20 protein-coding genes and 1 tRNA gene are annotated in these 25,144 nt (G+C 70.3%); 13 read left to right on the forward strand and 8 right to left on the reverse strand.

Going from position 1 to position 25,144, the window contains the following annotated elements; all coding sequences use genetic code 11:
• Window positions 1–17 precede the first annotated feature (17 nt).
• Complete coding sequence (locus FHU35_RS28270) at window positions 18–1,796, forward strand: ABC-F family ATP-binding cassette domain-containing protein (protein ID WP_145745293.1); 1,779 nt, start codon at window positions 18–20, stop codon at window positions 1,794–1,796.
• 73 nt (window positions 1,797–1,869) lie between these two features.
• Window positions 1,870–3,528, forward strand: coding sequence for a fatty acyl-AMP ligase (locus tag FHU35_RS28275; protein ID WP_145745295.1), 1,659 nt, complete (start codon window positions 1,870–1,872; stop codon window positions 3,526–3,528).
• Window positions 3,529–3,639: 111 nt separating this feature from the next.
• Here FHU35_RS28275 and pth read toward each other — a convergent pair whose 3' ends face one another.
• Complete coding sequence (pth, locus tag FHU35_RS28280) at window positions 3,640–4,215, reverse strand: aminoacyl-tRNA hydrolase (protein WP_145745297.1); 576 nt, start codon at window positions 4,213–4,215, stop codon at window positions 3,640–3,642.
• A gap of 84 nt (window positions 4,216–4,299) precedes the next feature.
• Complete coding sequence (locus FHU35_RS28285; RefSeq protein WP_145745299.1) at window positions 4,300–4,920, reverse strand: 50S ribosomal protein L25/general stress protein Ctc; 621 nt, start codon at window positions 4,918–4,920, stop codon at window positions 4,300–4,302.
• A gap of 402 nt (window positions 4,921–5,322) precedes the next feature.
• On the opposite strand from FHU35_RS28285, the gene FHU35_RS28290 reads away from it, so the two are divergent.
• Window positions 5,323–5,928 carry a malonic semialdehyde reductase gene (locus FHU35_RS28290; protein ID WP_145745301.1) on the forward strand — a complete coding sequence of 202 codons (606 nt, stop codon included), beginning with the start codon at window positions 5,323–5,325 and terminating at the stop codon, window positions 5,926–5,928.
• 219 nt (window positions 5,929–6,147) lie between these two features.
• Here FHU35_RS28290 and FHU35_RS28295 read toward each other — a convergent pair whose 3' ends face one another.
• From FHU35_RS28295 to FHU35_RS28310, 4 genes are all read right to left on the reverse strand, one after another.
• Window positions 6,148–7,119 (reverse strand): ribose-phosphate diphosphokinase, encoded by a 972-nt coding sequence (locus FHU35_RS28295; RefSeq protein WP_222429511.1) that lies wholly within the window; start codon window positions 7,117–7,119, stop codon window positions 6,148–6,150.
• 11 nt (window positions 7,120–7,130) lie between these two features.
• A complete protein-coding gene (gene glmU / locus FHU35_RS28300; protein WP_145745307.1) occupies window positions 7,131–8,657 on the reverse strand; it encodes a bifunctional UDP-N-acetylglucosamine diphosphorylase/glucosamine-1-phosphate N-acetyltransferase GlmU in 1,527 nt (508 codons plus the stop codon).
• A 253-nt stretch (window positions 8,658–8,910) separates the two neighbouring features.
• Window positions 8,911–10,641 (reverse strand): GGDEF domain-containing protein, encoded by a 1,731-nt coding sequence (locus FHU35_RS28305; protein ID WP_145745309.1) that lies wholly within the window; start codon window positions 10,639–10,641, stop codon window positions 8,911–8,913.
• 110 nt (window positions 10,642–10,751) lie between these two features.
• Window positions 10,752–10,822, reverse strand: a tRNA-Gln gene (locus FHU35_RS28310).
• A 516-nt stretch (window positions 10,823–11,338) separates the two neighbouring features.
• On the opposite strand from FHU35_RS28310, the gene FHU35_RS28315 reads away from it, so the two are divergent.
• Complete coding sequence (locus tag FHU35_RS28315; protein ID WP_145745311.1) at window positions 11,339–12,301, forward strand: acyl-CoA desaturase; 963 nt, start codon at window positions 11,339–11,341, stop codon at window positions 12,299–12,301.
• Window positions 12,302–12,479: 178 nt separating this feature from the next.
• Window positions 12,480–13,073 carry a TetR/AcrR family transcriptional regulator gene (locus FHU35_RS28320; protein ID WP_145745440.1) on the forward strand — a complete coding sequence of 198 codons (594 nt, stop codon included), beginning with the start codon at window positions 12,480–12,482 and terminating at the stop codon, window positions 13,071–13,073.
• A gap of 39 nt (window positions 13,074–13,112) precedes the next feature.
• Here the strand turns inward: FHU35_RS28320 and FHU35_RS28325 are convergent, their stop codons facing one another.
• Window positions 13,113–14,261 (reverse strand): PQQ-dependent sugar dehydrogenase, encoded by a 1,149-nt coding sequence (locus FHU35_RS28325; RefSeq protein ID WP_145745314.1) that lies wholly within the window; start codon window positions 14,259–14,261, stop codon window positions 13,113–13,115.
• Between the two features lie 166 nt (window positions 14,262–14,427).
• Between FHU35_RS28325 and mfd the strand changes: the two genes are divergently transcribed.
• From mfd to FHU35_RS28350, 5 genes are all read left to right on the forward strand, one after another.
• Window positions 14,428–18,012 carry a transcription-repair coupling factor gene (gene mfd, locus FHU35_RS28330; protein ID WP_145745317.1) on the forward strand — a complete coding sequence of 1,195 codons (3,585 nt, stop codon included), beginning with the start codon at window positions 14,428–14,430 and terminating at the stop codon, window positions 18,010–18,012.
• 345 nt (window positions 18,013–18,357) lie between these two features.
• Window positions 18,358–19,290: a SurA N-terminal domain-containing protein gene (locus FHU35_RS28335; protein WP_246110625.1), complete on the forward strand. Its 933-nt coding sequence runs from the start codon at window positions 18,358–18,360 to the stop codon at window positions 19,288–19,290.
• Between the two features lie 84 nt (window positions 19,291–19,374).
• Window positions 19,375–20,364, forward strand: coding sequence for a nucleoside triphosphate pyrophosphohydrolase (locus FHU35_RS28340; protein ID WP_145745319.1), 990 nt, complete (start codon window positions 19,375–19,377; stop codon window positions 20,362–20,364).
• Complete coding sequence (locus FHU35_RS28345) at window positions 20,357–21,109, forward strand: lytic transglycosylase domain-containing protein (RefSeq protein ID WP_145745321.1); 753 nt, start codon at window positions 20,357–20,359, stop codon at window positions 21,107–21,109. The genes FHU35_RS28340 and FHU35_RS28345 overlap by 8 nt, the downstream gene beginning before the upstream one ends.
• Before the next feature lie 65 nt (window positions 21,110–21,174).
• The gene (locus FHU35_RS28350) at window positions 21,175–21,990 is read left to right on the forward strand and encodes a lytic transglycosylase domain-containing protein (protein WP_145745323.1); all 816 of its coding nucleotides are present in this window, start codon (window positions 21,175–21,177) and stop codon (window positions 21,988–21,990) included.
• A gap of 16 nt (window positions 21,991–22,006) precedes the next feature.
• Here the strand turns inward: FHU35_RS28350 and FHU35_RS28355 are convergent, their stop codons facing one another.
• Window positions 22,007–22,384: a tetratricopeptide repeat protein gene (locus tag FHU35_RS28355; protein WP_145745325.1), complete on the reverse strand. Its 378-nt coding sequence runs from the start codon at window positions 22,382–22,384 to the stop codon at window positions 22,007–22,009.
• Window positions 22,385–22,700: 316 nt separating this feature from the next.
• Between FHU35_RS28355 and eno the strand changes: the two genes are divergently transcribed.
• From eno to FHU35_RS28370, 3 genes are read left to right on the forward strand one after another with little or no spacing between them, the layout of a single operon-like run.
• The gene (gene eno, locus FHU35_RS28360) at window positions 22,701–23,987 is read left to right on the forward strand and encodes a phosphopyruvate hydratase (protein ID WP_145745327.1); all 1,287 of its coding nucleotides are present in this window, start codon (window positions 22,701–22,703) and stop codon (window positions 23,985–23,987) included.
• Between the two features lie 3 nt (window positions 23,988–23,990).
• Window positions 23,991–24,542, forward strand: coding sequence for an FtsB family cell division protein (locus tag FHU35_RS28365; protein ID WP_186459656.1), 552 nt, complete (start codon window positions 23,991–23,993; stop codon window positions 24,540–24,542).
• A complete protein-coding gene (locus FHU35_RS28370) occupies window positions 24,536–25,039 on the forward strand; it encodes a DUF501 domain-containing protein (protein ID WP_425474194.1) in 504 nt (167 codons plus the stop codon). Before FHU35_RS28365 ends, FHU35_RS28370 begins: the two co-directional genes overlap by 7 nt.
• Window positions 25,040–25,144: the final 105 nt, after the last annotated feature.

Raw genomic sequence — 25,144 nt, forward strand, 5'->3', positions numbered from 1 at the left:
GAGTAGTCGAAGTCTCGATGGTCAACCTGGTCAACCTGGAAACGGTCAGCAAGTCCTACGGTGTGCGCCCGCTGCTCGACGGCGTTTCCCTGGGCATCTCGGAAGGCGAGCGGATCGGCGTCGTCGGCCTCAACGGTGGCGGCAAGACGACGCTGCTGGAAGTCCTCGCGGGCAACGCCGACCCCGACGACGGCCGGGTCTCCCAGTCTCGCGACCTGCGGATGGCCGTGGTCACGCAGCGCACCGAGCTGGACGAGGACGCCACCGTCCGCAACGCCGTCCTCGACCCGCACGGCTACACCGCCGAGCACGAGTGGGCCGCCGACCCGCGGGTGCGGTCGGTGCTGAGCGGGCTGGGCATGACGCGCCTCGGCCTGGACACGCCGGTCAAGAACTTCTCGGGCGGTGAGCGGCGCCGCGTCGCGCTGGCCGCCGCCCTGGTGCGCGACCTGGACCTGCTGGTGCTCGACGAGCCCACCAACCACCTCGACGTCGAAGGTGTGCGCTGGCTGGCCGATCACCTGCTGGAGCGCAAGTGCGCCCTGGTGATCGTCACGCACGACCGCTGGTTCCTCGACACCGTCTGCAACCGCACCTGGGAGGTCGTGGACGGCAAGGTCGAGCAGTACGAGGGCGGCTACGCCGACTGGATCTACGCCCGCGCCGAGCGCGCCCGGATCGCTCAGGCGACCGAGGACCGCAGGCAGAACCTGGCCCGCAAGGAACTGGCCTGGCTGCAGCGCGGCGCCAAGGCCCGCACCTCCAAGCCGCGCTACCGCGTGGAGGCCGCCGAGGCGCTGATCTCCGACGTCCCGGAGCCGCGCGACTCCGTCGAGCTGCTGGCCTTCGCCAAGCGACGGCTGGGCAAGACCGTGCTGGAGCTGGAGGACGTCGATCTGCGGATCGGCGACCGGACCCTGCTGGAGCAGGTGACCTGGCGGATCGGCCCCGGCGACCGGATCGGTCTGGTCGGCGTCAACGGTTCGGGCAAGACGACGCTGCTCAAGCTGCTGGCGGGGGAGCGCGAACCGGACGCCGGCAAGCGCGTCGAGGGCAAGACGGTGCGGATGGCGCACCTGACGCAGGAGCTGCACGACCTGCCGGGCAACTGGCGGGTGCTGGAAGCGATCGAGAACGTCGCCAAGACGGTCACCCTCGGCAAGTACGAGCTGTCGGCATCGCAGCTGGGGGAGCGGTTCGGCTTCGGCAAGGGCAGGCAGTGGACGCCGGTCAGCGATCTCTCCGGTGGTGAGCGCCGACGCCTGCAGCTGGCACGGCTGCTGATGGCCGAGCCGAACGTGCTGATCCTCGACGAGCCGACGAACGACCTGGACATCGACACCCTGCAACAGCTGGAGGACCTGCTCGACTCCTGGCCGGGCACGATGATCGTGGTCTCGCACGACCGGTACCTGGTCGAGCGCGTCTGCGACAGCGTCCACGCCCTGTTCGGCGACGGGAGCCTGACCCACCTGCCGGGTGGGATCGACGAGTACCTGACGCGGCGCCACTCGCTGCTGGCGGCGGAGAACAGCGTCGGCAAGCAGGCGGCTGACGCCGCCGAGTCGAGCGGGTTGTCGGGCGCCGAGGAGCACGCGGCGCGCAAGGAGCTCGCCCGCTACGAGCGGCAGCTGGACAAGCTGGCCAAGCGCGAGTCCGAGCTGCACGAGAAGCTCGCCGAGGCCGCCACCGAGCCCGACCGGCTTGCGAAGCTCAACGCCGATCTCCAGTCCCTCCACCAGGAGAAGGACGACCTCGAAACGCGCTGGATGGAGCTGGCCGACCAGCTCGGCTAATCATCACCGGAAGGGTGGACGGGTCGCGTTCGGGCAGGTGCCCGCCCGGTTCGGGAATCGTAAGCTGCGTCACATGAGTCGGTTCGTGGAGACCATGGTGGCGTCGGCCAGGCGGAACTCCGGCGAAGGAGCTCGTGGGCTGTTCACCGGAGAACCCGCCGAGCCCCGGTTCCGCAGCTGGGCGCAGGTGCACGCCGAAGCGCTGCGGATGGCCGGCGGGCTCTCCGAGCAGCTCCGGCCGGGCGCGGCGGTGGCGGTCCTGGCCGCTGATCCCAGGTTGATCGGACCGGCCGTGCAGGCGGTGTGGCTCGGCGGGGGCAGCGTGACGATGCTGCACCAGCCCACGGCGCGCACCGACCTCGCGCACTGGGCCGAGGACACCCTCAAGGTGCTGAAGATGATCGGCGCGCGGCTGGTGCTGCTCGGCCCGCCGTTCGAGCAGCTCGCCGGGGTGCTGGAGGACAACGGCATCGCCTACCGCGACCTCGCCGGGCTCGCCGCCACCGATGCCGAGCCGCTGGCGGAGCCGGTCGAGGTCGCCGAGGACGAGACCGCGCTGCTGCAGCTGACCAGCGGATCCACCGCTGATCCGAAGGCCGTCCGGATCACCCACCGCAACCTGCACGCCAACCTCCACGCGATGGTCACCGCCGGGGAACTGGATCCGGAGCACGACGTCGCGGTGTCCTGGCTGCCGCTGTTCCACGACATGGGGATGGTCGGCTGCCTGACCGTGCCGATGGCCATCGGCATGTCGACGGTCAAGGTCACCCCGTCCGACTTCCTGGCCGGACCGCTGCTGTGGCCGCAGCTGATCAGCAAGTACCGCGCCACGGTCACCGCCGCCCCGAACTTCGCCTACGCCGTCGTCGGCCGCCGGATGGCGCGCGCCGACGACGGCGACTTCGACCTGTCGAGCCTGCGCTTCACGCTCAACGGCGCCGAACCGATCGATCCGGCGGCGGTCCAGGCGTTCACCGACGCCGGAGCGCGCTTCGGGCTCCCGCCGGACTCCATGGTGTGCGCCTTCGGGATGGCCGAGGCGACACTCGCGGTCTCGTTCGCGCCGCTGCGGCGCGGGCTGGAGACCGACGCGGTCGACCCCGACGGTCTGGAGAAGCGGCGCGTCGCCGAGCCGGTCGACCCCGATGCGCCGCACGCGCGCCGGTTCGCGCTGCTGGGGCGCTCGTTGCCGGGCCTGGAGGTCGAGGTCGTCGACGACGAGGGCAACGAGCTCGCCGAGCGGCAGGTCGGGCGGCTGCGCATCCGCGGCGAGGCGGTCACGCCCGGCTACCTCACGGTGGACGGCCCGCAGGAGGTGCAGGACGAGAACGGCTGGCTGGACACCGGCGACGAGGGCTACCTGACCGACGGGCAGGTGGTGATCTGCGGACGCCGCAAGGACGTGATCATCATGGGCGGCCGCAACATCTACCCGGTCGACGTCGAACGAGCCGCGTGCGAGGTCGAGGGCGTGCGCGCAGGCAACGCGGCGGCGGTCCGGCTGGAGGCGGGCAGCAGGCGCGAGCGGTTCGCGGTGGTCCTGGAGTCCAAGCAGGCGGGTTCGGAGGACGCGGAGAAGGCGCTGCGCAAGGAGGTCGTGGCCCGCATCGTCGACGCCGTGGGCGTCCGCCCGGCCGAGGTCGTGGTCCTGGCGCCGGGAACGCTGCCGAAGACCCCGTCGGGAAAACTCCGCCGAGCAGCGACAGCAGACCTCGTGCCGCGGCACTGATTCCCAGTTTTAGTCATAACTGAGCCGACATTTCGGGCATTGATCATGCTCAGTTATGACTAAAACTGGGAATTGCCCGGAAGGGGTGAGAGGTGACCCGGCGGTGCGGGGTTAGTGGAACTCGTTCTGGGCGGGTTCGAGGCCCTTGGTGACCACGGCTTCCACCGCGTCCGCGCACAGGTCGATGAAGTACGCGAGTTCCTTGCGCTCGGTTCCGGAGAAGTCCTTGAGCACGTAGTCGGCGGGGTCCATCCGGCCGGGCGGACGCCCGACGCCGAACCTGACCCGCACGTAGTCGCGGGTTCCCAGCGACTTGGAGAGGGACCGCAGCCCGTTGTGGCCGTTCTCGCCACCGCCCTGCTTGAGCCGGATCGTCCCGTAGGGCAGGTCCAGCTCGTCGTGGATGACGATCAGCGACTCGGGCGGGGTCTTGAAGAACTTCACCGCTCCCGCGACCGGGCCACCGGAGAGGTTCATGAACGAACGCGGCTTGATCAGCACGGACCGGGATCCGGCCAGCCGTCCCTCGACGGCGTCCGCACCCGACTTGTGCGACTTGAACTTGCCGCCGATGCGCGCTGCGAGCTCGTCGGCGACGAGGAAACCGATGTTGTGCCGGTTGCCCTCATAGCGCGGACCGGGGTTGCCCAGCCCGACGATCACAGAAACCGCGTCCGCAGTGGTCACGGAAGTAAGTCTCCCTCTGGTCGGGGCGTGCCCCGCGCCGCCCCCCGGAGGGGAACGGCGCGGGAGCGCCCGACGTCTTCAGGCTCAGGCCTCTTCCGAGGTCTCTTCGCCCTCGGCGGCGGCCTCTTCGCCCTCGGAGGCGCTGTCTTCCTCCATCGAGGCCGAGGCCTCGGAGATGTTGACGACCAGGGTCTCCGGGTCGGACTGCAGGGTCACGCCGCGGGGCAGCTTGAGCTCGCTGGCGAAGAACCGGGTGCCGATCTCGGCGCCCTCGATCGACAGCTCGACCTGCTCCGGGATGTGCAGCGCCTCGGCCTCGACCTCGACCTCGGTGAGCTCCTGGCTGACCATGGAGCCGGAGACGGCGTCACCGGAGACCACGACCGGGATGTTCACGACGACCTTCTCGCCGCGCTTGACCAGCAGCAGGTCGACGTGCTCGATGTAGCCCTTGATCGGGTGGGCGGTGATGGTCTTGGTCAGCGCGAGCTCCTTGCCGGAACCTGCGACCTCGAGCGTCAGCACCGCGTTGTTGCCGTTCTCGCGGATGGCGCGGGCGAACTCGACGCTGGGCAGCGACAGGTGCTTCGGGTCGGAGCCGTGGCCGTAGAGGACCGCGGGGATCTGGCCGGCGCGACGGGTGCGGCGGGCCGCTCCCTTGCCGAACTCGTTGCGCTGCTCGACTGCGATGGTTACCTCGGACACGGTGGTGCACTCCTTGATGACGTCGGGCGGAACGTGAGCTTGGTTCGGTGGCCTGCGGCGGTGGGGCGCGCTGGGAGTGATCGACGGGCGCCGATGAGAACGGCGCCTGGAGAGTGCGCGACATCAGTGCGCCGGAGGAGGAATCGACCGATCGTCACCGTGCCACCGCGCCGATCACGCCGGGCGTACGTCCCGACCTCGCCGAGGCAACCCGAACAGTCTAAACGGTGCTTGGATAGTCGTTTTCGCACGGGTGGACACCACGCCCGAACGTGCCGCAGCGGTGACTCCGCTTACACGGCCCCCCGCCGGGAATCCGCGCGGGTTCGATGACGCTGGAGAGAGGTGGCGGGAGCCCCATCGCCCGCTGGAAGAGATCCCCGATCGCCCAGGAGTGACCCGATGACCGTGTCCCAGTCCGACCTCGTCCTCGACGCGGACGCGCAGGACCTGCTGTTCCGCGACGCTCGCACGGCCAACACCTTCAGCGACGAGCCGGTCACCGACGAGCAGGTCCAGGCGATCTACGACCTGGTCAAGTGGGCACCGACCTCCATGAACCAGCAGCCGCTGCGGATCGTGCTGCTGCGCTCGGAGGAGGCCAAGCAGCGCCTGCTGCCGCACCTGATGGAGGGCAACCGGGCCAAGACGGAGAAGGCTCCGCTGGTCGCGATCCTGGCGGCCGACACCGAGTTCCACGAGAACCTCCCGCGGGTGTTCCCGCACAGCCCCGGCGCCAAGGACATCTTCGCCGACCCCGGTTTCCGGGAGCAGAACGCGAAGCTGAACGCGACCCTGCAGACCGCGTACTTCTTCCTCGGCGTGCGCGCCGCGGGTCTCGCGGTCGGCCCGATGACCGGGCTGAACGCGGGCGGCATCAACGCCGAGTTCTTCCCCGACGGCCGGCAGCAGACCCTCGTGGTCGCCAACATCGGCAAGCCCGGGGAGAACGCCTGGATGGAGCGCCTCCCGCGCCTGGACTACGACGAGGTCGTCACCACGCTCTGAGGTGTGATGGGGAGGTTTGCATGAGAACTTCCCCAGGTGGTGACCTCAGGTGTCCTCCGGGGAGGGATCTCGTGGAACTCCCTGTGACGAGAGTGGGGAAGTTTTCATGAAAACTTCCCTTTGACGAGGGTCGGGAGGTTCACATGAGAACTTCCCCCCGGACGGCGGAAGGCCCCGGTCCACGTGGACCGGGGCCTTCCGCGCTGGTGCGGGACGCCGTCAGGCGCGGCCGTCGAAGAGGCTCGTGACCGATCCGTCCTCGAAGACCTGGTGGATCGCCTCGGCGACCAGCGGGGCGATCGAGAGGACCGTCAGGTTCTGGAACCGGCGCTCGTCGGGGATCGGCAGCGTGTTCGTCAGCACGACCTCCTTGGCTCCGCAGCTCGAGAGCCGCTCCACGGCCGGGCCGGACAGCACGGCGTGGGTGGAGGCGATGATGACGTCGCTGGCACCGGCCGCGAGCAGCTGCTCGGTGGCCTTGGTGATCGTGCCGCCGGTGTCGATCATGTCGTCGACCAGCACGCACAGCCGGCCCTCGACGTCACCGACGACGCGGTTGGCGACCACCTGGTTGGGCTTGCTGGGGTCGCGGGTCTTGTGGATGAACGCCAGCGGCGTGCCACCCAGGTCGTCGGCCCACTTCTCGGCGACGCGCACACGACCGGAGTCCGGGGAGACCACGGTGATGTTCTTGTCGGTGTAGGTCTCGCTGATGTAGTTCGCGAGCAGCTTCTGCGCCATCAGGTGGTCCACCGGACCGTCGAAGAAGCCCTGGATCTGGTCGGTGTGCAGGTCCACGACCATGATCCGGTCAGCGCCGGCGGTCTTGAACAGGTCCGCCATCAGCCGAGCCGAGATCGGCTCGCGGCCCTTGTGCTTCTTGTCCTGACGGGCGTAGCCGTAGAACGGGATGACCACGGTGATGCGCTTGGCGCTGGCGCGCTTGAGCGCGTCCACCATGATCAGCTGCTCCATGATCGCGTCATTGAGCGGTGTGCAGTGCGACTGGATCACAAAGGCGTCGCAGCCACGAACGGACTCGTCGTACCGGACGAAGATCTCGCCGTTGGCGAACTGGTACGCGGCCTGGGGCGTGACCGTCACGTCGAGCTGCTTGGCCACCTCCTCGGCAAGTTCCGGGTGGCTGCGGCCGGAGAAGAGCTTGAGGCTCTTCTTCGGGGTCGCAGACATGGCACTCACGGTCATCGTCCCTCCCCGTTCGACGTCTCTGCGTCATCGGTCGGTTCATTGCCCAAAGTCCGCTGTGCGGCCTGGTCGGCGGCGGTGCCCGGGCGGCGCTTGGCCACCCAGCCATCGATGTTTCGTTGCCTCCCGCGGGCGACCGCCATCGCGCCCGGGGGGACATCCTGGGTGATCACCGAACCGGCGGCGGTGTAGGCACCGTCACCGATCTCCACCGGTGCGACGAACATGTTGTCGGCACCGGTCCGGGAGTGTGATCCGATTTTCGTGTGATGCTTGTTCACACCGTCGTAGTTGACGAAGACGGTGGCGGCGCCGATGTTCGACCTCTCGCCGATCGTCGCGTCGCCCACGTAGCTCAGGTGCGGCACCTTCGTGCCCTCACCGATGTTCGCGTTCTTGGTCTCGACGAAGGTGCCGATCTTGCCGCCGGCGCCCAGCGAGGTGCCCGGCCGCAGGTAGGCGAACGGTCCGACGCTGGCGCCGGGGCCGATCTCCGCGCTGTCGCCGTGGGTGCGCACCACCTTGGCGCCGGGATGGATCGTGCACGCGGTGAGCGTGGTGTCGGGTCCGACCGCGGCGCCCTCGCCGACGGTGGTGCCCGCCCGCAGCTGCACGTGGGGCTCCAGCGTCACGTCGCGCGCCAGCGTCACGTCGCAGTCCAGCCACACCGTGGCCGGGTCGATGACGGTGACCCCTTCGCGCATCCAGCGCGTCACCAGCCGGCGGTTGAGCTCCGTGCCGAGCCGGGACAGCTGGACCCTGTCGTTGACGCCCTCGACCAGCCACGTGTCCGAGCAGATCAGGGTGCCGACGGCGCGACCGTCCCCGCGGGCGATCGAGAGCACGTCGGTCAGGTAGAGCTCGCCCTGGGCGTTGTCGGTGGACAGCCGCTTGAGCGCGCCGGTGAGCACCTCGGCGTCGAAGGCGTAGACCCCGGAATTGATCTCGGTGATCGCGGCCTGCGCGGCGGTGGCGTCCTTCTGCTCGACGATGCCGGTGACCTGCCCGTCGGAGTCCCGGGTGATCCGGCCGTAGCCGGTCGGGTCGTCGACGACCGAGGTCAGCACCGTGACGGCGTTGCCCGATCCGGCGTGCTCGTCGAGCATCGCGCGCAGCGTGTCCGCGTCGAGCAGCGGCACGTCGCCGTAGCTGACCAGAACGGTCCCGGCGAGACCGTCGGGCAGCTCGTACAGGCCGCAGGACACGGCGTGGCCGGTGCCCAGCTGCTCTTCTTGGACGACGGTGGTGATCGGGCGGTCGAGCGCGTCCGAAACCGAGTTCAGGTGCTCGGCGACGGCGTCGCGGCCGTGTCCGAGCACGACGACCAGCTGATCGGGATCGACTCCGGCGGCGGCGCGGACGGCGTGTTCGACGAGGGGTCGACCGCCGATCCGGTGCAGCACCTTCGGTGTCGCCGATCGCATCCTGGTGCCCTCCCCGGCAGCCAGCACGACCGTGCTGACCGGTTCCGGGTGCGCAGCAGCGCGCTGAGAGGAGGGCTGGGCGTTGTCGCCCTGGAGCATCAGCGCTCTCCCTTGATCTCTAGAAGCGGTCTGTCGAGACTCGGATTCCGCGGTGTGCGGACCCGGCGCCGACCGACGTGCCTGTTGCGTCCAAGCGGGTGAAGGGTAACCGCACGGGTCGTCCTTCACCTTCGGTGCCCCTGCCCTTCCGGCAGCAGCAGCGATGGTACCGCCGTTCGGCCGGACGGTCCCGGATGAGAGGGCCCTCTAGCTGGGCCAATGTGATCTTTCCCCATCCAGTTGACGGGACGCTTCAGCGTGCGTCCGGGGGGATCCAGACCGCTTGATCGATCTCGGAAGGCTGCTCGACCGGGGGAGGCTGGGCGGTGTTGTTGACTCCGGAGAGTGCTGTGACGCGGTTCCCGCCGTTGCGCTTCGCCTGGTACATCGCGGCGTCGGCGCGGGCGAGGACCTGCGCGGCGGACTCCTGCGGGCGCATCGCGACCACGCCGATCGACAGCGTCACCCCGCGGGACAGCTCCGGCGCCAGCCGGTCGACGGCCTCGACGGTGCGGTGCAGCGCGGCCTCGGCCGCGGCGAGCGTGGCCCCCGGCAGCAGGACCACGAACTCGTCACCGCCGTACCGGGCGACGAAGTCGTCGGTGCGCAGCGTGTCGCGCAGGTTGCCCGCGACGGTGCGCAGCACGTCATCGCCTTCGGCGTGCGAACAGCGGTCGTTGACGCCCTTGAAGCCGTCCAGGTCGACCAGCGCGACCGCCAGCGGCTGCACGTCCGGAGCGCTGAGCAGGGTTTCCAGCCGGTCGTCGAGCGCGCGCCGGTTGGACAGCCCGGTCAGCGGGTCCTCGCGGGCCTGCCGGGTGATCGCGTCGTGCTTGTGGCTCAGCCGCGAGTTCTCCAGCCGGGTGGCCAGCGTGGACACCCGCGTCTCGCGCATCGCCCACAGCTCGGTCTCCAGCTCCAGCGCGTAGTCGCGCAGCGCGTCCCGGGGGCGGTCCGGTGCGAGCTCGGTGAGCAGCGCGAACTCCCGGGCGAGCGAGATCCGCAGGGTCGGTTCGGAGGTGTCGTGGTTGAGGCTGGTCAGCGTCTCCGACAGCACCCGCACAGCGTCGTCGCGGTGGTCGCCGCGCACCAGGCAGCGGGAGAGCGCGATCGCCATGATGATCTGCTCGCGCGGGTGCATCGAGCGGTCGAGGTGGCGCATCTCCTCCAACCGCGTGATGTGGTCGGCGGAGGGAGCGGCGAGCGCGTGCGCGGCACCCAGCACGGGCATCTGCTCGGCGGCCGTCCGGTTCGACACGCGCGGGAACAGCGATTCCCGCCACGGGCCTTCCACCGCGACGGCGAGCGCGGAGGCGGTGGAGAACTGGCTCGCGGCCTCGTCCTGCAGCCCGACGCGCTCCAGCCGCAAGCCCCAGCCCAGCTGCATCCGGCAGCGGTTGATCATGTGCACGGCGATCTCGTGCGGCCCGCCGCTCTCGCGGATCCGCTGGTGGGCGCGGGCCATCACCTCGTCGGCCATCTCGTAGACGCCCAGCTGCGTCAGCACCAGACCGATGTCGATCAGCGAGGTCGCCAGCAGCCTCTCCCAGGAGCGCCTGCCGAGCGTGCGGTCGGGAGCCAGCTCCTCGTCGAGCATCGCCAGCCCGTGCGCGACCTCGGACAGGGCGGTGTCCTCGGCGCCCAGGAGCAGGGCGCGGCGACCGCGCAGCGCGTGCGCGTCGGCCTGCAGCACCTCGAGGCCGTGGCGCTTGGTGTGGGTGAGCAGCTCGTCCAGCAGCAGATCGGCGCTGCCCACCAGTTCGGAGGTGGTCAGACGCATCGCGGCGCAGTGCCGGAGGAGTTGAGCCACGATGCGCGGTTCACCCCGGCGCTGGGCCTCGGCCAGCAGGTTGTCGGCTTCGCGAATCGTGCTCGACTGGCCGGCCGGGTCGCTGTGCTGGCCGACTGCGTTGAGTTCGCGGGCACGACCCACCAACCACGCGTCGGACACCTCGCCCAGCGTGGTCACCGGTTCTTCGCGCACGGCGGCAGTGTCGTCGCGCAGCGGCGCACACCCCCTGTTCACCTTGTCCCCCGGGCGTCCCGGCCGGTGCGCGTCGCCGCGCACCGCGTCGGGCCCGGGAGGGCTGCTCGCTCCGCCGCCAGGATTCGAACCTGAACCATCGGAACCAAAATCCGAGGTGCTGCCTTTACACCACGGCGGATTGGGCGCATCTGGCCCGCGGAACCGGGCGTTGTGCGCCGGTGCCGCAGCGTGAGCTTACCGGTCGATGACAACGCCCGGTGGCACCCTGCCGAGATCGTCACGTGGCCGGTCGAATCCGAATGCCGGCCCGGGTTCTGGGGCGGTCGTGGTCGCGGCGCCGGGCGGCAGGGCGGCGCGAGGGGCTGCCGTCGTTGCGGTCGGGGAGTCGCGGGGAGTCGGGGACTGAGGCTCGGAAGCCCGCACGGCCGGTTCTGGGCAGGCACACCGTGGAGACGGATCGCAGCGAAGCCCGGTTGCACGGGAATCGACAGACGATCGGGTGAACGAACGCAGCCAAGACACGCCCGAAAAGCAGCGACACGCCGCATTTTTCCTCCGGGGGGTGACGATTTCGCATCAAACAACTTACGCTAGCGTAGGTTACGGTCCCGTAGGGTGGAGGTGTTGCGGGGCCGTGATCTCGGTCGTGGAACCGAAGTTTTCCCACCTCCTCAAGCCATTCGAGGTATTGAGCATGACCGCAGCAACTGAGGACGTTGCTCCCCCGAACGCCGAGTCCGGGCCGAAGCCGCTGACCAGTGGGCCTCAGTCCGCCGGACGGTCGTCCCTGGTGTACGCGTTCCTCCTGATTCCCATGGCCGCGCTGGTCGCCTCCATCCCGTTCTTGTGGGGCTGGGGAATCGGGCCCGTCGACATCGCCCTGGCCGTCGCCTTCTGGGGCATCAGCGGCCTCGGTGTGACCGTCGGATTCCACCGGTACTTCACGCACGGGGCCTTCAAGGCCAACCGCGGCGTCAAGATCGCCCTGGCCATCGCCGGGATGATGTCGGTCCAGGGCCCGGTGATCACCTGGGTCGCCGACCACCGGCGGCACCACGCCTTCTCCGACCGCGAGGGCGACCCTCACTCGCCGTGGCTTTTCGGCACCTCGGCCCTGGCGCTGACCAAGGGCTTCTGGCACTCCCACATGGGCTGGATGTTCCACCGCGAGCTGACCAACGAGGACCGGTTCGCGCCGGACCTGCTCAAGGACCGCGACATCGTCTGGGCCAACAAGCTCTTCCCGGTGTGGACGGCCGCGAGCCTCGTGCTGCCCGCGCTGCTCGGCGGGCTGTTCACCTGGTCGCTGTGGGGCGCGTTCACCGCGTTCTTCTGGGCCGGGCTCGTGCGCGTGTCGTTCCTGCACCACATCACGTGGTCGGTGAACTCGATCTGCCACATGATCGGTGAGCGCCCGTTCAAGAGCCGCGACAAGGCCTCCAACTTCTGGCCGCTGGCGATCCTGTCCTTCGGTGAGTCCTGGCACAACTCTCACCACGCCGACCCGACCTGCGCGCGGCACGGCGTTCTGCGCGGTCAGCTGGACATCTCGGCGCGCACGATCTGGTTCTTCGAGAAGCTCGGCTGGGTCTGGAAGGTTCGCTGGCCCAACGAGAAGCGCCTCGCGCGCATCGCGGTCACCGACCACAAGGGCTGACCGCTCACGATCGAAGGTGCCCGCGCGGTGCGACCGCGCGGGCACCTCCTTGTCCCGGGCCTGCACCTCGCGTGCAGGTCCCTCGCCTAGGGTGGGTCGAGTGGCAGGACGGAGACGCGGGCGGAACGCGCCCGAACCGGCAGCGCCGACGCGGGCTCCGGCCCGGCCGCGCGCCCGGATGACGGGCAAGGAACGACGGCAGCAGCTGCTGGACGTGGCTCGAGCGCTGTTCGCGGAGAAGGGCTTCGACGGCACCTCCATCGAGGAGATCGCCCACCGCGCCTCGGTGTCCAAGCCGGTGGTCTACGAGCACTTCGGTGGCAAGGAAGGCGTGTACGCGGTCGTCGTCGACCGCGAGATGCGCAACCTGCTCGACCTGATCGTCTCGGCGCTCGACGCCGGGCACCCGAGGGTGCTGCTGGAGCAGGCCGCGGACGCCCTGGTCGACTACATCGACGAGAACACCGACGGCTTCCGGGTCCTGGTCCGCGACTCGCCGGTCGCCAGCAGCAGCGGAACCTTCTCCAGCCTGCTCAACGACATCGCCAGCCAGGTCGAGCACATCCTCGGCCTGCAGTTCAGCGCCCGCGGCTACGACGCCAAGCTCGCACCGCTCTACAGCCAGGCGTTGGTCGGCATGGTCGCGTTGACCGGCCAGTGGTGGCTGGAGGCGCGCAAGCCCAAGAAGGAAGAGGTCGCCGCACACCTGGTGAACCTGGCGTGGAACGGCCTCTCCCACCTGGAGCACAAGCCCAAGCCGATCAGTCGGTGACGCTCCGGCTGACAGTGCCCGGTCCTCCTGGACGGCTGGTCAGAGGGTGATCCGGAGCAGTTCGTCGTTGGTGCCGTTCGAGGTCGTCACGTAGAGGCTGCCGTCCGGGGCCTGGCGGGCCGCGCGGAGCCTGCCGTGGGTGTTGTCGAGCTCAGCGGGGATCTCCGGCGCCGCCAGGCCGCCGTCCGGCCCGGGGCGGAAGATCAGGAGCTTGCTGCCCTTCAGCGCCGGGACCGCCAGTGCTCCGTCCAGCTCGCCCCACTGGGGACCGGTGAGGAACTCGGCGGCGCAGACGGCCTCGGTCGGAGAGCCGGAGGACCACACCGCGGGCACGGCGTCGGGGAAGCGCTGCAGATCGGTCATCGGGACCGACTCGTCGTACTCGTCGGTGGTGCCTCCCCGCGACGGGTCCCAGCCGTAGTTGCCGCCGGGCCGCAGGACGTTGACCTCGTCGTCGACGTCCGGTCCGTGCTCGGCGAGGAACACCCTGCCGTCGGGGTGCAGCGCGACGCCCTGGGGGTTGCGGTGGCCGTAGCTGTAAACGAGCCGCTCGTGCGGGTCGGCGGAACCGGCGAACGGGTTGTCCGGCATCGGCGCCCCGGTGTCGAGGTTCATCCGCAGGACCTTTCCGCCGAGCGAGGTGCGGTCCTGCGAGAGCGGTGCCTGAGCGGTGTCTCCGGTGCTGACCAGCAGCGATCCGTCGGCGCCGAGCTCGGGACGGCAGCCCGAGTGCCTGCCGGACGAGCTGAGCGGCAGACCCGTGAGCAGGTCCGAGACGCGGTCCGCGCGCGAGCCGTCCTCGGAGAGGCGCCAGTTGACCAGGCGGATGTCGACCGGGTTGCCGCCCTCCTGATGGGTCTGGCAGGTGATGAAGGTGCGGTTGGCGGCGAAGTCGGGGTGCACGAGCAGACCCATCAGCCCGCCCTCGCCTTCGTCCTGCACGGAGGCGAGATCGGCTTGCACCTCGCGGGTCTCGCCGCCGCTGGCGAGCGCGAACTTCCCGGGGCGCTGGCTGATCAGGGAGCTGCCGTCGGGCAGGAAGCCGACGTCCCACGCGTGTTCGAGTCCGGAGGCGACCGTCTCGACCTTCAGCTGCGGCGCGGCGGCGTCAGCGGGGTTCGGGGGAGCCGTCGCACAACCGGCGGCCACCAGGGACAGGACCAGTGCTGCGGTTCTGATTCCTGACATGTAGATCAGTGTGGCAGCGCTCACGTCTCCGCCAACGGGTCGTCGTGTTTCCGTCATACCTGCGTCGTAGGCTGGTGTTCCCACTCCAGGGTGGCAGCCGCCTCGGCCCATCTTTCCCGGGCAGAGGTGTGTCCGCATTCGCTTTTCTCCGCTGCGAGGTTGCTCCATGAGCCAGGCCGGTCCCCTGCGAGGACTGCTCGACAACGTGCTGCGCGATCCAGCTCTGCGGCGTCTGGTGGATGCCGCCGACAGCCCGCGCCTGGTCGTGGAGGGGCCTGCCGCGGCGCGCCCGCTGACCGCCGCCGCGCTCGCCGCCGGGGCCGACCGGCCGGTGCTGCTGGTCACCGCCACCGGCAGGGAGGCCGAGGAGGCCGCCGCCGCGACCGCCGACCTGCTCGGCGCGGAGGGCGTGGAGGTCTTCCCGTCCTGGGAGACGCTGCCGCACGAACGCCTGTCGCCGCGCGCCGACACCGTCGGCCGCAGGCTCTCGGTGCTGCGCAGGCTGGCCCACCCCGAGGAACACCCCTGCGGGCAGATCCGGGTGCTGGTCACCACGGTCCGCAGCCTCATCCAGCCGATCGCGCCCGGTCTCGGCGAGCTGCGCCCGGTGCGGCTGTCGGTCGGCGTCGAGGTCGACTTCCAGGAGACCGTCGAGCACCTCTCCGCGCTGGCCTACGACCGGGTCGACATGGTCGAGAAGCGCGGCGAGTTCGCGGTCCGCGGCGGGATCGTCGACGTCTTCACGCCCACCGAGGAACATCCGCTGCGGGTGGAGTTCTGGGGCGACGAGGTCACCGAGATCCGCCCGTTCGCGGTCGCCGACCAGCGCTCCCTCCCCGAGGCCACCGACACCGACCTCACCGCGCCCGCCTGCCGCGAGCTGCTGATCACCGAGCAGGTCTCCGAGCGCGCGGCCAAGCTCGCCGAGCAGCACCAGGCCGACCCGCACCTCTCGGAGATGCTCGGCAAGATCGCCGGCGGCGCCCCGGTGGAGGGCATGGAGGCCCTCATCCCCGCGCTGTGCGAGGGCGAGATGCAGCTGCTCAGCGACCTCGTCCCGGCAGGCACCCACGTCATCCCCGCCGACCCGGAGAAGATCCACGCGCGCGCCGCGGACCTGGTGCGCACCGGGCAGGAGTTCCTCGAAGCGTCCTGGATGGTCGCCGCTGATGGGGGCAAGGCCCCCATCGACCTGGGCGCCTCCGCCTACCGCGGCCTCGCCGAGGTCGCCGAGCACACCCGCGAGCTCGGCCTGCCCTGGTGGCCGCTGACCCAGCTGACCAGCGAGGAAGGCGAGGACGACGAGGTCGTCCGGCTGACCCTCAAGCAGCCCGACGCCTACCGCGGCGAGATCGAACGCGCCTTCGCCGACCTGCGGGCGCACATCGCCTCGGGCGGCGCGGCGGTCCTCGTCGTGGCCGGTGCGGGCACCGCCCAGCGCGCGGCGCAGCAGTTGCGCGAAGCGGAGCTGCCCGCCTCGCTCGCCGAGGACGGGCTCGCCGACGAACCCGCCGCCGGAGTGGTCACCGTGGTGCGCGGCGGGCTCGAAGACGGTTTCGCCGCCCCCGAGATCGCGCTGGTGGTGCTCACCGAAGCCGACCTGACCGGCGGCAGGCACGGCACCTCCACCAAGGACATGCGCCGGATGCCCTCGCGGCGTCGCAACGCCGTGGACCCGCTGGCGCTCAAGACCGGCGATTACGTGGTGCACGACCAGCACGGCATCGGCAAGTACGTCGAGATGGTGCAGCGCACCGTCGGCGGCGCGACCCGCGAGTACCTGGTGCTGGAGTACGCCTCCAGCAAGCGCGGCCAGCCCGGCGACCGGCTCTTCGTGCCCACCGATCAGCTCGACGAGGTCACCCGCTACGTGGGCGGCGAGACGCCGACGCTGAACCGGCTCGGCGGCTCGGACTGGAAGAACACCAAGGCCAAGGCGCGCAAGGCGGTCAAGGAGATCGCCGCCGAGCTCGTGCAGCTCTACGCCGCGCGGCAGTCCTCGCCCGGCCATCCCTTCGGCGCCGACACGCCGTGGCAGCGCGAGCTGGAGGACGCCTTCCCCTACACCGAGACCGGCGACCAGCTCGCCGCGATCGACGAGGTCAAGGGGGACATGCAGCGCTCGGTCCCGATGGACCGGGTGATCTGCGGCGACGTCGGCTACGGCAAGACCGAGATCGCGGTGCGCGCGGCGTTCAAGGCGGTGCAGGACGGCAAGCAGGTCGCGGTGCTCGTGCCGACGACGCTGCTCGCGCAGCAGCACCTCAACACCTTCGCCGACCGGATGCGCTCGTTCCCGGTGACCGTCAAGGGCCTTTCCCGCTTCACCGACCCGGCGGAGTCCGAGCAGACGGTGAAGGGGCTCGCCGACGGCGAGGTCGACATCGTCATCGGCACGCACCGCCTGCTGCAGACCGGAGTCCGCTACAAGGACCTCGGCCTGGTGATCGTCGACGAGGAGCAGCGCTTCGGCGTCGAGCACAAGGAGCACATCAAGGCGCTGCGAACCCACGTCGACGTGCTGACGATGTCGGCGACGCCGATCCCGCGAACGCTGGAGATGAGCATGGCCGGCATCCGCGAGATGTCGACCATCCTGACCCCGCCGGAGGAGCGGCACCCGGTGCTGACCTACGTCGGCGCCTACGACCCGAAGCAGGTGGGCGCGGCGATCCGCCGCGAGCTGCTGCGCGACGGGCAGGTGTTCTTCGTGCACAACAGGGTCAGCGACATCGAGAAGGTGGCCCGCCAGCTGCGCGAGCTCGTCCCGGAAGCGCGGATCGTCACCGCGCACGGCCAGATGAACGAGGAGCGGCTGGAGAAGATCATCCAGGGGTTCTGGGAGCGCGAGCACGACGTGCTGGTGTGCACCACGATCATCGAGACCGGCCTGGACATCTCCAACTCCAACACGCTCATCGTGGACCGCTCCGACATGCTCGGCCTCGCCCAGCTGCACCAGCTGCGCGGGCGCGTCGGCCGGGCGCGCGAACGCGGGTACGCGTACTTCCTGTACCCGCCGGAGAAGCCGCTGACCGACACCGCGCACGACCGGCTGGCCACGATCGCCCAGAATTCCGAGCTCGGTGCGGGCATGGCCGTGGCGATGAAGGACCTGGAGATCCGCGGCGCGGGCAACATCCTCGGCGCGGAGCAGTCCGGGCACATCGCCGGCGTCGGCTTCGACCTGTACGTGCGGCTGGTGGGGGAGGCCGTGGACGCCTTCCGCAAGCACGCGGGCGCCGAACCCGCCGAAGGCGAGGACGAGCTCACCGACGTGCGGGTGGACCTGCCGATCGACGCGCACATCCCGCACGACTACGTGCCCGGCGAGCGACTGCGCCTGGAGGCCTACCGGAAGCTGGCCGCAGCGGCGAGCCCCGACGACCTGGAGTCCGTGCGCGCCGAGCTCACCGACCGCTACGGGCCGCTGCCCGAACCCGTGGAACGGCTGCTCAAGGTCGCCCGCTTCCGGCAGGTGTGCCGCGAGCACGGCGTCCGCGAGGTGACGTTGCAGGGAACGTCGCTGCGGTTCGCCCCGCTGGAGCTCCCGGATTCCAAGCAGGTCCGGCTCAAGCGCCTCCACCCGAAGGCGGTCTACAAGCCGGCCCTGCGCACGATCTCGTTGCCGCGTCCCACCGAAGGTGCGGCCGGGGGTCGGATGGGGGCGCCGCAGCTGCGGGATGAAGCGCTGCTGGAGTGGTGCGCCGACTTCCTCGAAACGCTTACTGCGAACCCTGTTCCGGCTTAGTGGGTTTCAGGCTCTGCGGTCTTGCTGGTGGGCGGTGCCGGTTTACTGAAACTACTCAGTGGTCTTGCTGCTGGGCGGTGCGGGTAGCGGAACCTCAGACGCCTTCTGGGTCCGGGATCCGAGACTTGAGTATGAACGGATACGCGGCGCTACGGCTGTCCTCCCCAGAAGGCGTCTGAGAACCCGCGGCGGTGCCGGTTGCTCAGGTGGGGCAGCGAGAAAGCGACTTCGTCGCTTGCCTGACGGGGCTCGGGTTGCTGGCTTGCCTCTCGTTGGTTGGCGAGATGTTGACTTCGGACAGTGTTTTGTCTTCATCTGAGGGTTACTTCGTGAGAAGGTGCCCGCGTGACGATCTCGCTGCGCCGTGGCCGCTTGTTCGCCTCTCTCGCCGTCGCCGGTGTGCTGCTGTCGGGTTGTGGGTCCGGCCCCAGCCAGGTCGGGGCCGCCGCGATCGTGGGTGATCAGCGGATTCCGGTGTCCGACGTGCAGTCCTGGTTCTCCGAGGTGCTGGCCAAGGAACCGGAGCTGAAACCGCAGCTGCGGCAGCAGGGTCAGTTCGACGAGCTCGGGCGGAGCCTCGCCGGGCAGCTCGTGCGCAAGGAGCTCGTCGAGCAGGCGGCGCGGGAGGACGGTCTCACCGTGTCCGAGCAGCAGGTCGACGACATGATCAACCAGTGGGGCGGTCCGCAGGCGACCGAGGGCAAGATCTTCACGCCCCAGAACCTGCGCGAGATGGCCCGCACCGAGGCGCTGGTGACCGAGCTCGGCAGGCGTCACTTCGACGGTCTCGCGGTCACCTTCGACTTCACCCAGGCCACCACCCGCTCCGAGGCCGACCGCAAGGCCCACCAGATGGCGCAGGGCGATGCCGCGGTCCGCGACCTCATCGCCGCTGACGCTCAGGCGGGCGTTCCTGCCGCCGCCGGCCAGAGGCTGCGCGCGGTGGACAGCCCGAAGCTCGCGGCCTCCACCCCGCTCTTCGGCGCCGAGCCGGGAACGGTCCTGGCGTTCGAGCCCGAGCCCAACTCGGGCCAGTGGCTGGTCGCGCTCATCCGCCAGCGCGAGGCAGCGCCCACGCCCCGCCCCGCGGGCGGTGTGGACGACCAGACCTTGCAGGGCGTCGGCACGTTCCTGCTGGGCGACACCGCCGATCGCGTCGGCGTCACCCTCAGCCCCCGCTACGGCGTCTGGGACCCGATCGGCCTCCAGGCGGCGCCGAACGAGAACGAGACCACCGGCTTCCGCATCGAGCCCGACCAGCAGGCGCAGGACAGCTGACCGCTCGTCGTGGGAACTCCCGCGATCCGCGGGTGTGGGGTACGTCGCTGAACCGCGGGTGTTCCGGGTTGGGACAATCGAGGCATGAGCGAGATCCGGGTGGCCGAAGGCACGGCGATCGTCCTGGTCGACGACCGGCTCGGCGAGGCGTTGCCGGCGGCCGCGTTGCCGCTGGTCCGCAAGGCTGATGCCCTCTACGCCGACAGCGGTCTGTCGGCCTCGACCCGGGTCGCTCTGGGCGTTCCGGTCGTCCCGGAGGACGTCGTCGAGCAGGCGGCGTCCGCGTCGGTCGTGCTGATCACCGGCGAGATCGACGCCACCGCCGAGGCGCTGCGCGCGGCCGGTGCGCCGGTCGTCGGATCACCCGCGCCCGCCGGTGTGGAGCTGCTGGACGCCGTCAACGTGATGGACCGGTTGCGCTCGCCCGGAGGGTGCCCCTGGGACGCCGAGCAGGACCACGACTCGCTGCGCCAGTACCTCGTCGAGGAGACCTACGAGCTGCTCGACGCGATCGCCGAGAAGGACCGCGAGGCGCTGCGCGAGGAGCTCGGCGACGTGCTGTTGCAGGTGCTCTTCCACGCCAGGGTCGCCGCCGAGGACTCCGGTGACCCGTTCGGCATCGACGCCGTGGCGGCGGGTTTGGTCAGCAAGCTCGTCAGCAGGCACCCGCACGTCTTCGCCGACGACGCGACGGTGCTCGACACCGAGTCGCAGCACGCGCGCTGGGAAGAGCTCAAGCAGCAGGAGAAGCGGCGGGAGTCCATCGTGGACGGAGTTGCGCTCGGGCAGCCGGCGGTGGCCCTGGCCGCCAAGCTCACCCAGCGGGCGAACCGTGCTGGAATCCCGCTGGCCGCAATGCCTTCCGGCGGGGACACCGGTTCCGCGCTGTTCGCGCTGGCCGCTGCGGGCAAGCTGGACGGGATCGACCCGGAGGACGCGCTGCGCGAAGTGGCGCTGTCCTTCGCCGCGCGCGTTCGCGAAGCCGAGCGCAGCGCCCGGGAATCGGGGAACACCGCGCTCACCGCCGACGACTGGTGCGAGCTGCTCGGTTCCTCGGCGGGATCCGATGCGTGACCGCTGGGTGCTGGCGTTACCGCTGGTGCTCGCCCTGGCCGCCTGCTCTCCGCCGCCCGCGGCCACGTTCGAGCTGCCCTCGGCGTCCGCTCCGCCCGATCCCGGTGTCGGTCCGCCGCCCGTCCGGCTGCTCGCGGCGGGCGAGTCGTCGCCGGAACGGCCGCAGGCGCAGCTGACCGACTGGTCCGAGCGGATGTCCGACGAGCTCAACGTCCCGCGCGCCGCGTTGCAGGCCTACGGCTACGCGCAGCAGATGATGAACACCTCCGCACCCGACTGCGGGCTGACCTGGACGGTGCTGGCGGGCATCGGCGCGGTGGAGTCGAGCCACGGCAGGCACGGCGGCTCCCGGCTCGACGGGACCGGCAGGCCCGAACCCCGGATCATCGGCCTGCCGCTCGACGGCAGCGCGGGGGTCAAGCAGATCCACGACACCGACGGCGGGGTGCTCGACGGGGACCCGGTGTGGGACAGGGCGGTCGGACCGCTGCAGTTCATCCCGTCCACCTGGCGCAAGTACCAGGCGGACGCCGACGGCGACGGCGTCGCCGACCCGCAGGACATCGACGACGCGGCGCTGACCGCAGGGCGGTACCTGTGCGCGGTCGGCCACGACCTGCGCGACGAGGACCGCTTCTGGGCTGCGCTGCTGGACTACAACCAGTCCCGCAGCTACGGCCAGGACGTCCTCGATCACGCCGACCACTACGGGAGGACCAGCCGGTCACTGCCGGCAGAGGGCTGATTCCGGAGGGTGGTCGGTGTCCTGAAGTGCTGGAACCCGACGCTACCTGCAAGTAGCCTGTCCGAGTGATCAGGATCTCGCCAACGGTGCTCGCGGCCCTCGGACGTCTCGCGCTCGCCGTATCGCTGCTGGCCGCACTGGTCGTCGGCGTCGCCCTGATCAACCTCCTCGGGGCCCCGCCGAAGGCGCAGGTGGCGGCACCACCCCGACCTGAGGACCCGAAACCCGCGCAGGTCGCGCCCGGTTCCATCGCACCCCCGGTCGAGGCGCCGCAGGTGGTGGAGGCCCAACCGCAGCCCGAGCCCGGCGTCGATCCGGTGCGCGAGTGGGCGAACCAGGTCTCGGCGTCCGTCGACATCCCGGCTCGCGCCGTCGTGTCCTACGTCAACGCGGACCTGGCGATGCGGCAGCACCAGCCCAGCTGCCAGATCTCCTGGACCACGCTGGCCGGCATCGGCCGCATCGAGTCCAACCACGGCCGCTTCGGCAACCGGCAGCTGCGCGAGGACGCCCGCCCGTCCGTGCCGATCATCGGCATCAAGCTCGACGGCGGACCCAACGTGCGGCTCATCCCGGACAGCGACGGGGGAACGCTCGACGGCGACGTCGAGCACGACCGCGCGGTGGGCCCGATGCAGTTCATCCCCTCGACCTGGCGCAAGTGGGCGACCGACGGCAGCGGCGACGGTCGAGGCGACCCGCAGAACCTCGACGACGCGGCCATCGCGGCGGGTCGCTACCTGTGCGCCAGCGGGCGCGACATGTCCACCGGGTCCGGCTGGTGGCAGGGCGTGATGTCGTACAACAACTCGGTCGAGTACGCCCAGAAGGTCTTCGGCCTCGCCGAGAACTACGCGGCCGCGGGCAACATCCGCCGCTGACCGGCCTGGGGCCGGGTCAGGACGAGCGGACGGCGATGTGGGCGTTGATCTCGCCGAGGGCTTCTTGGTACGCGGGATCCGGGTGCATGGTGGCGGCGAGGCGGAGCTGGGCCCTGGCCTCGTTCAGCCGGCCCTGGCGTTGCAGGGTGCGGCCGAGCACCAGGCGCGCGTAGTGGTCCGACGGGTCGAGGTCCAGCAAGCGCAAGAAGGCGCGCTCGGCCTTGCGCAGTTGCGCGGAGAAGAAGTACGCCCGCCCCAGCAGCAGCTGCACGCTGGGCTCGTCGCGGGCGACGTCGACAACGGGTTCGAGGACGCTGAGGGCTTCCAGCGGGCGGCGCTGCGTGACCAGTCGCTCCGCTCGCCGGAACGCTTCGACCGTGCCTTCTGTCGTCATGGCGCGGACAACGTTAATTCGCGATCGGCTGTTCCGAGACGTCCGACCGGATGGTCTTGTGGTGACGCACAGGCATCGGGCGCGCGTCACCGGGCCGACGTCGAGGTGCCGTGACCTCCGCGAAGGCGAACGGACGGCGAACACCGGGTGTGGAGATCGAGCGGCGCAGATCACGGCATCGCGAGTCTGCGGCGAGCGCTGCGCGGGCCCGGTTAGGCTCGTAGTCGGTTGTCGGGGCGGACAGCCGGTTCGCGGCGTGCGGGAACGTCGTGTCGGTTGCTCACGTCCTATGAATCCAAGCTGGTTAGGAGCACACGTGGCGATCATCGAACAGGTCGGCGCCCGCGAGATCCTCGATTCGCGCGGTAACCCCACCGTCGAGGTCGAAGTGGCATTGGAGGACGGCACGCTCAGTCGCGCCGCGGTCCCCTCGGGCGCCTCGACCGGCGAACACGAGGCCGTCGAGCTGCGCGACGGTGACGCCGGCCGCTACGGCGGCAAGGGCGTGGAGAACGCCGTCTCGGCCGTGCTGGACGAGATCGGCCCCGAACTGACCGGCCTGGACGCCACCGAGCAGCGCGTGGTCGACCAGAAGCTGGTGGACCTCGACGGCACGCCGGACAAGTCCCGGCTGGGCGCCAACGCGATCCTCGGCGTCTCGCTGGCGGTGGCCAAGGCCGCCGCCGAGGCCTCGGAGCTGGAGCTGTTCCGCTACGTCGGCGGTCCGAACGCGCACGTCCTGCCGGTGCCGATGATGAACATCCTCAACGGTGGCGCGCACGCCGACACCGGTGTGGACATCCAGGAGTTCATGATCGCGCCGATCGGTGCGGACACCTTCGCCGACGCGCTGCGCTGGGGAGCGGAGACCTACCACGCGCTGAAGTCGGTCCTGAAGTCCAAGGGCCTGGCGACCGGTCTGGGCGACGAGGGCGGATTCGCCCCCGACCTGCCCAACAACCGCGAGGCGCTGGACCTGATCGCCTCGGCGATCGAGAAGGCCGGCTACAAGCTGGGTCGCGACATCGTGCTCGCCCTCGACGTGGCCGCCACGGAGTTCTTCACCGAGGGCACCTACAACTTCGAGGGCTCCAAGCGCACCGCGGACCAGATGGCGGAGTACTACCAGGAGCTCGTGTCGGCCTACCCGCTGGTGTCCATCGAGGACCCGCTGGGCGAGGACGACTGGGACGGCTGGACCAAGCTGACCAAGCAGGTCGGCGACAAGGTGCAGCTGGTCGGCGACGACCTGTTCGTCACCAACCCGGAGCGCCTGGAGGACGGCATCAACAAGGGCGCCGCGAACGCCCTGCTGGTCAAGGTCAACCAGATCGGCACGCTCTCGGAGACCCTGGACGCGGTCAACCTGGCCACCTCGTGCGGTTACAAGAGCATGATGAGCCACCGCTCCGGCGAGACCGAGGACACCACGATCGCCGACCTGGCGGTGGCCACCGGCTGCGGCCAGATCAAGACCGGTGCCCCGGCGCGGAGCGAGCGGGTTGCCAAGTACAACCAGCTGCTGCGCATCGAAGAGGGCCTCGGCGACGCCGCCCGCTACGCGGGTGAGCTGGCGTTCCCGCGGTTCAACGCGGAGGGCTGAGCCATGCCGGCCGGGCGCGCATCCGATCCGCAGGGGCGCGGCGAGCGGAACGTTCCGCCGTCGCGTCGACGGGTGCGCGCCCGCCGCGCCCCGGCGAAGGGGCGCCCGGCCGGCAACTCGCCGAGGAGCAACAGCCAGCACCCGAAGCGCCGCCCGGCGAACCGCGCGAAGTCCAGCACCGGGGGAGCGTTCAAGCTCTCCTCGACGCGTCGCGCGGCCGTGCTGGCGCTGCTGGTGTGCGTGATGGCGCTGAGCGTCGCGGTGCCGCTGCGCACCTACCTCAGCCAGCGCGACGAGCTCGCCGCGCAGGAGACGCAGCGGGCGGAGCTGGAGATCCAGGTCCGCCAGCTGGAGCAGCGCAAGCAGGAGCTCTCCGACCCGGCGCAGGTCGAGGCGGAGGCGCGGGCGCGGCTCGGCTACGTGCGGCCGGGCGAGACGCCCTACATCGTGGAGGTCCCGCAGGCTCCGGCACCGCCGCCTCCGCGGGCGCCCGGTGACGACGGGGTGCCGTGGTACGAGGAGATGTGGAACTCGGTGTTGGGGAAGGAATCGTGACGGTGGATACGTCGCTGGTCAGCGAGGCGGACCGGGAGTGCGTCCGGCGCCAGCTCGGACGGCCGCCCAGAGGCCTGCGCGCGATCGCGGCGCGGGACGCCTCCGGTGATCCGACGGTCGTGCAGACCTGGCCCAGGCTGGAGGACGGCACGCCGTTCCCGACGCTCTACTACTTGACGGCCCCGGACCTCACGGCCCACGCCTCGACGTTCGAGGCCGAGGGCCTGATGAAGGAGATGCAGGACCGCTTGGCGACCGACGCCGAGCTGGCCGAGGTCTACCGGCGGGCTCACGAGTCCTACCTGGCCGAGCGCGACGCGCTGGAGTCGTTGGGCACCGACGTCAGCGCGGGTGGGATGCCGGACCGCGTGAAGTGCCTGCACGTCCACATCGCCCACTCGCTGGCGAAGGGGCCCGGTGTGAACCCGTTCGGAGACGAGGCCGTCGACCTCATTGCCGAGCGCTGGCCAGAACACCGCTACCTCGTCAACCCCTGACGCCCCTACCGCGCGTTGCGCACTAGCGGTGCGCACTGTCGGTGGTCGTCCTGTCCCAGTTTTAGTCCAAACCGAGCCATGATCATGTCCGAAATGTCGGCTCAG

Source organism: Saccharopolyspora dendranthemae, assembly GCF_007829955.1.
In the GTDB taxonomy this organism is placed as follows: Bacteria; Actinomycetota; Actinomycetes; order Mycobacteriales; family Pseudonocardiaceae; genus Saccharopolyspora; species Saccharopolyspora dendranthemae.

What these genes read in the sequence shown, in the direction of transcription:
- FHU35_RS28345 (WP_145745321.1), top strand. Translation starts at nt 20,357, where the DNA reads ATGCGTGACCGCTGGGTGCTGGCGTTACCGCTGGTGCTCGCCCTGGCC.
- FHU35_RS28315 (WP_145745311.1), top strand. Translation starts at nt 11,339, where the DNA reads ATGACCGCAGCAACTGAGGACGTTGCTCCCCCGAACGCCGAGTCCGGG.
- FHU35_RS28320 (WP_145745440.1), top strand. Translation starts at nt 12,480, where the DNA reads ATGACGGGCAAGGAACGACGGCAGCAGCTGCTGGACGTGGCTCGAGCG.
- FHU35_RS28295 (WP_222429511.1), bottom strand. Translation starts at nt 7,119, where the DNA reads ATGTCTGCGACCCCGAAGAAGAGCCTCAAGCTCTTCTCCGGCCGCAGC.
- glmU (WP_145745307.1), bottom strand. Translation starts at nt 8,657, where the DNA reads ATGCTCCAGGGCGACAACGCCCAGCCCTCCTCTCAGCGCGCTGCTGCG.
- FHU35_RS28355 (WP_145745325.1), bottom strand. Translation starts at nt 22,384, where the DNA reads ATGACGACAGAAGGCACGGTCGAAGCGTTCCGGCGAGCGGAGCGACTG.
- mfd (WP_145745317.1), top strand. Translation starts at nt 14,428, where the DNA reads ATGAGCCAGGCCGGTCCCCTGCGAGGACTGCTCGACAACGTGCTGCGC.
- FHU35_RS28325 (WP_145745314.1), bottom strand. Translation starts at nt 14,261, where the DNA reads ATGTCAGGAATCAGAACCGCAGCACTGGTCCTGTCCCTGGTGGCCGCC.
- FHU35_RS28270 (WP_145745293.1), top strand. Translation starts at nt 18, where the DNA reads ATGGTCAACCTGGTCAACCTGGAAACGGTCAGCAAGTCCTACGGTGTG.
- FHU35_RS28340 (WP_145745319.1), top strand. Translation starts at nt 19,375, where the DNA reads ATGAGCGAGATCCGGGTGGCCGAAGGCACGGCGATCGTCCTGGTCGAC.
- FHU35_RS28365 (WP_186459656.1), top strand. Translation starts at nt 23,991, where the DNA reads ATGCCGGCCGGGCGCGCATCCGATCCGCAGGGGCGCGGCGAGCGGAAC.
- FHU35_RS28275 (WP_145745295.1), top strand. Translation starts at nt 1,870, where the DNA reads ATGAGTCGGTTCGTGGAGACCATGGTGGCGTCGGCCAGGCGGAACTCC.
- FHU35_RS28290 (WP_145745301.1), top strand. Translation starts at nt 5,323, where the DNA reads ATGACCGTGTCCCAGTCCGACCTCGTCCTCGACGCGGACGCGCAGGAC.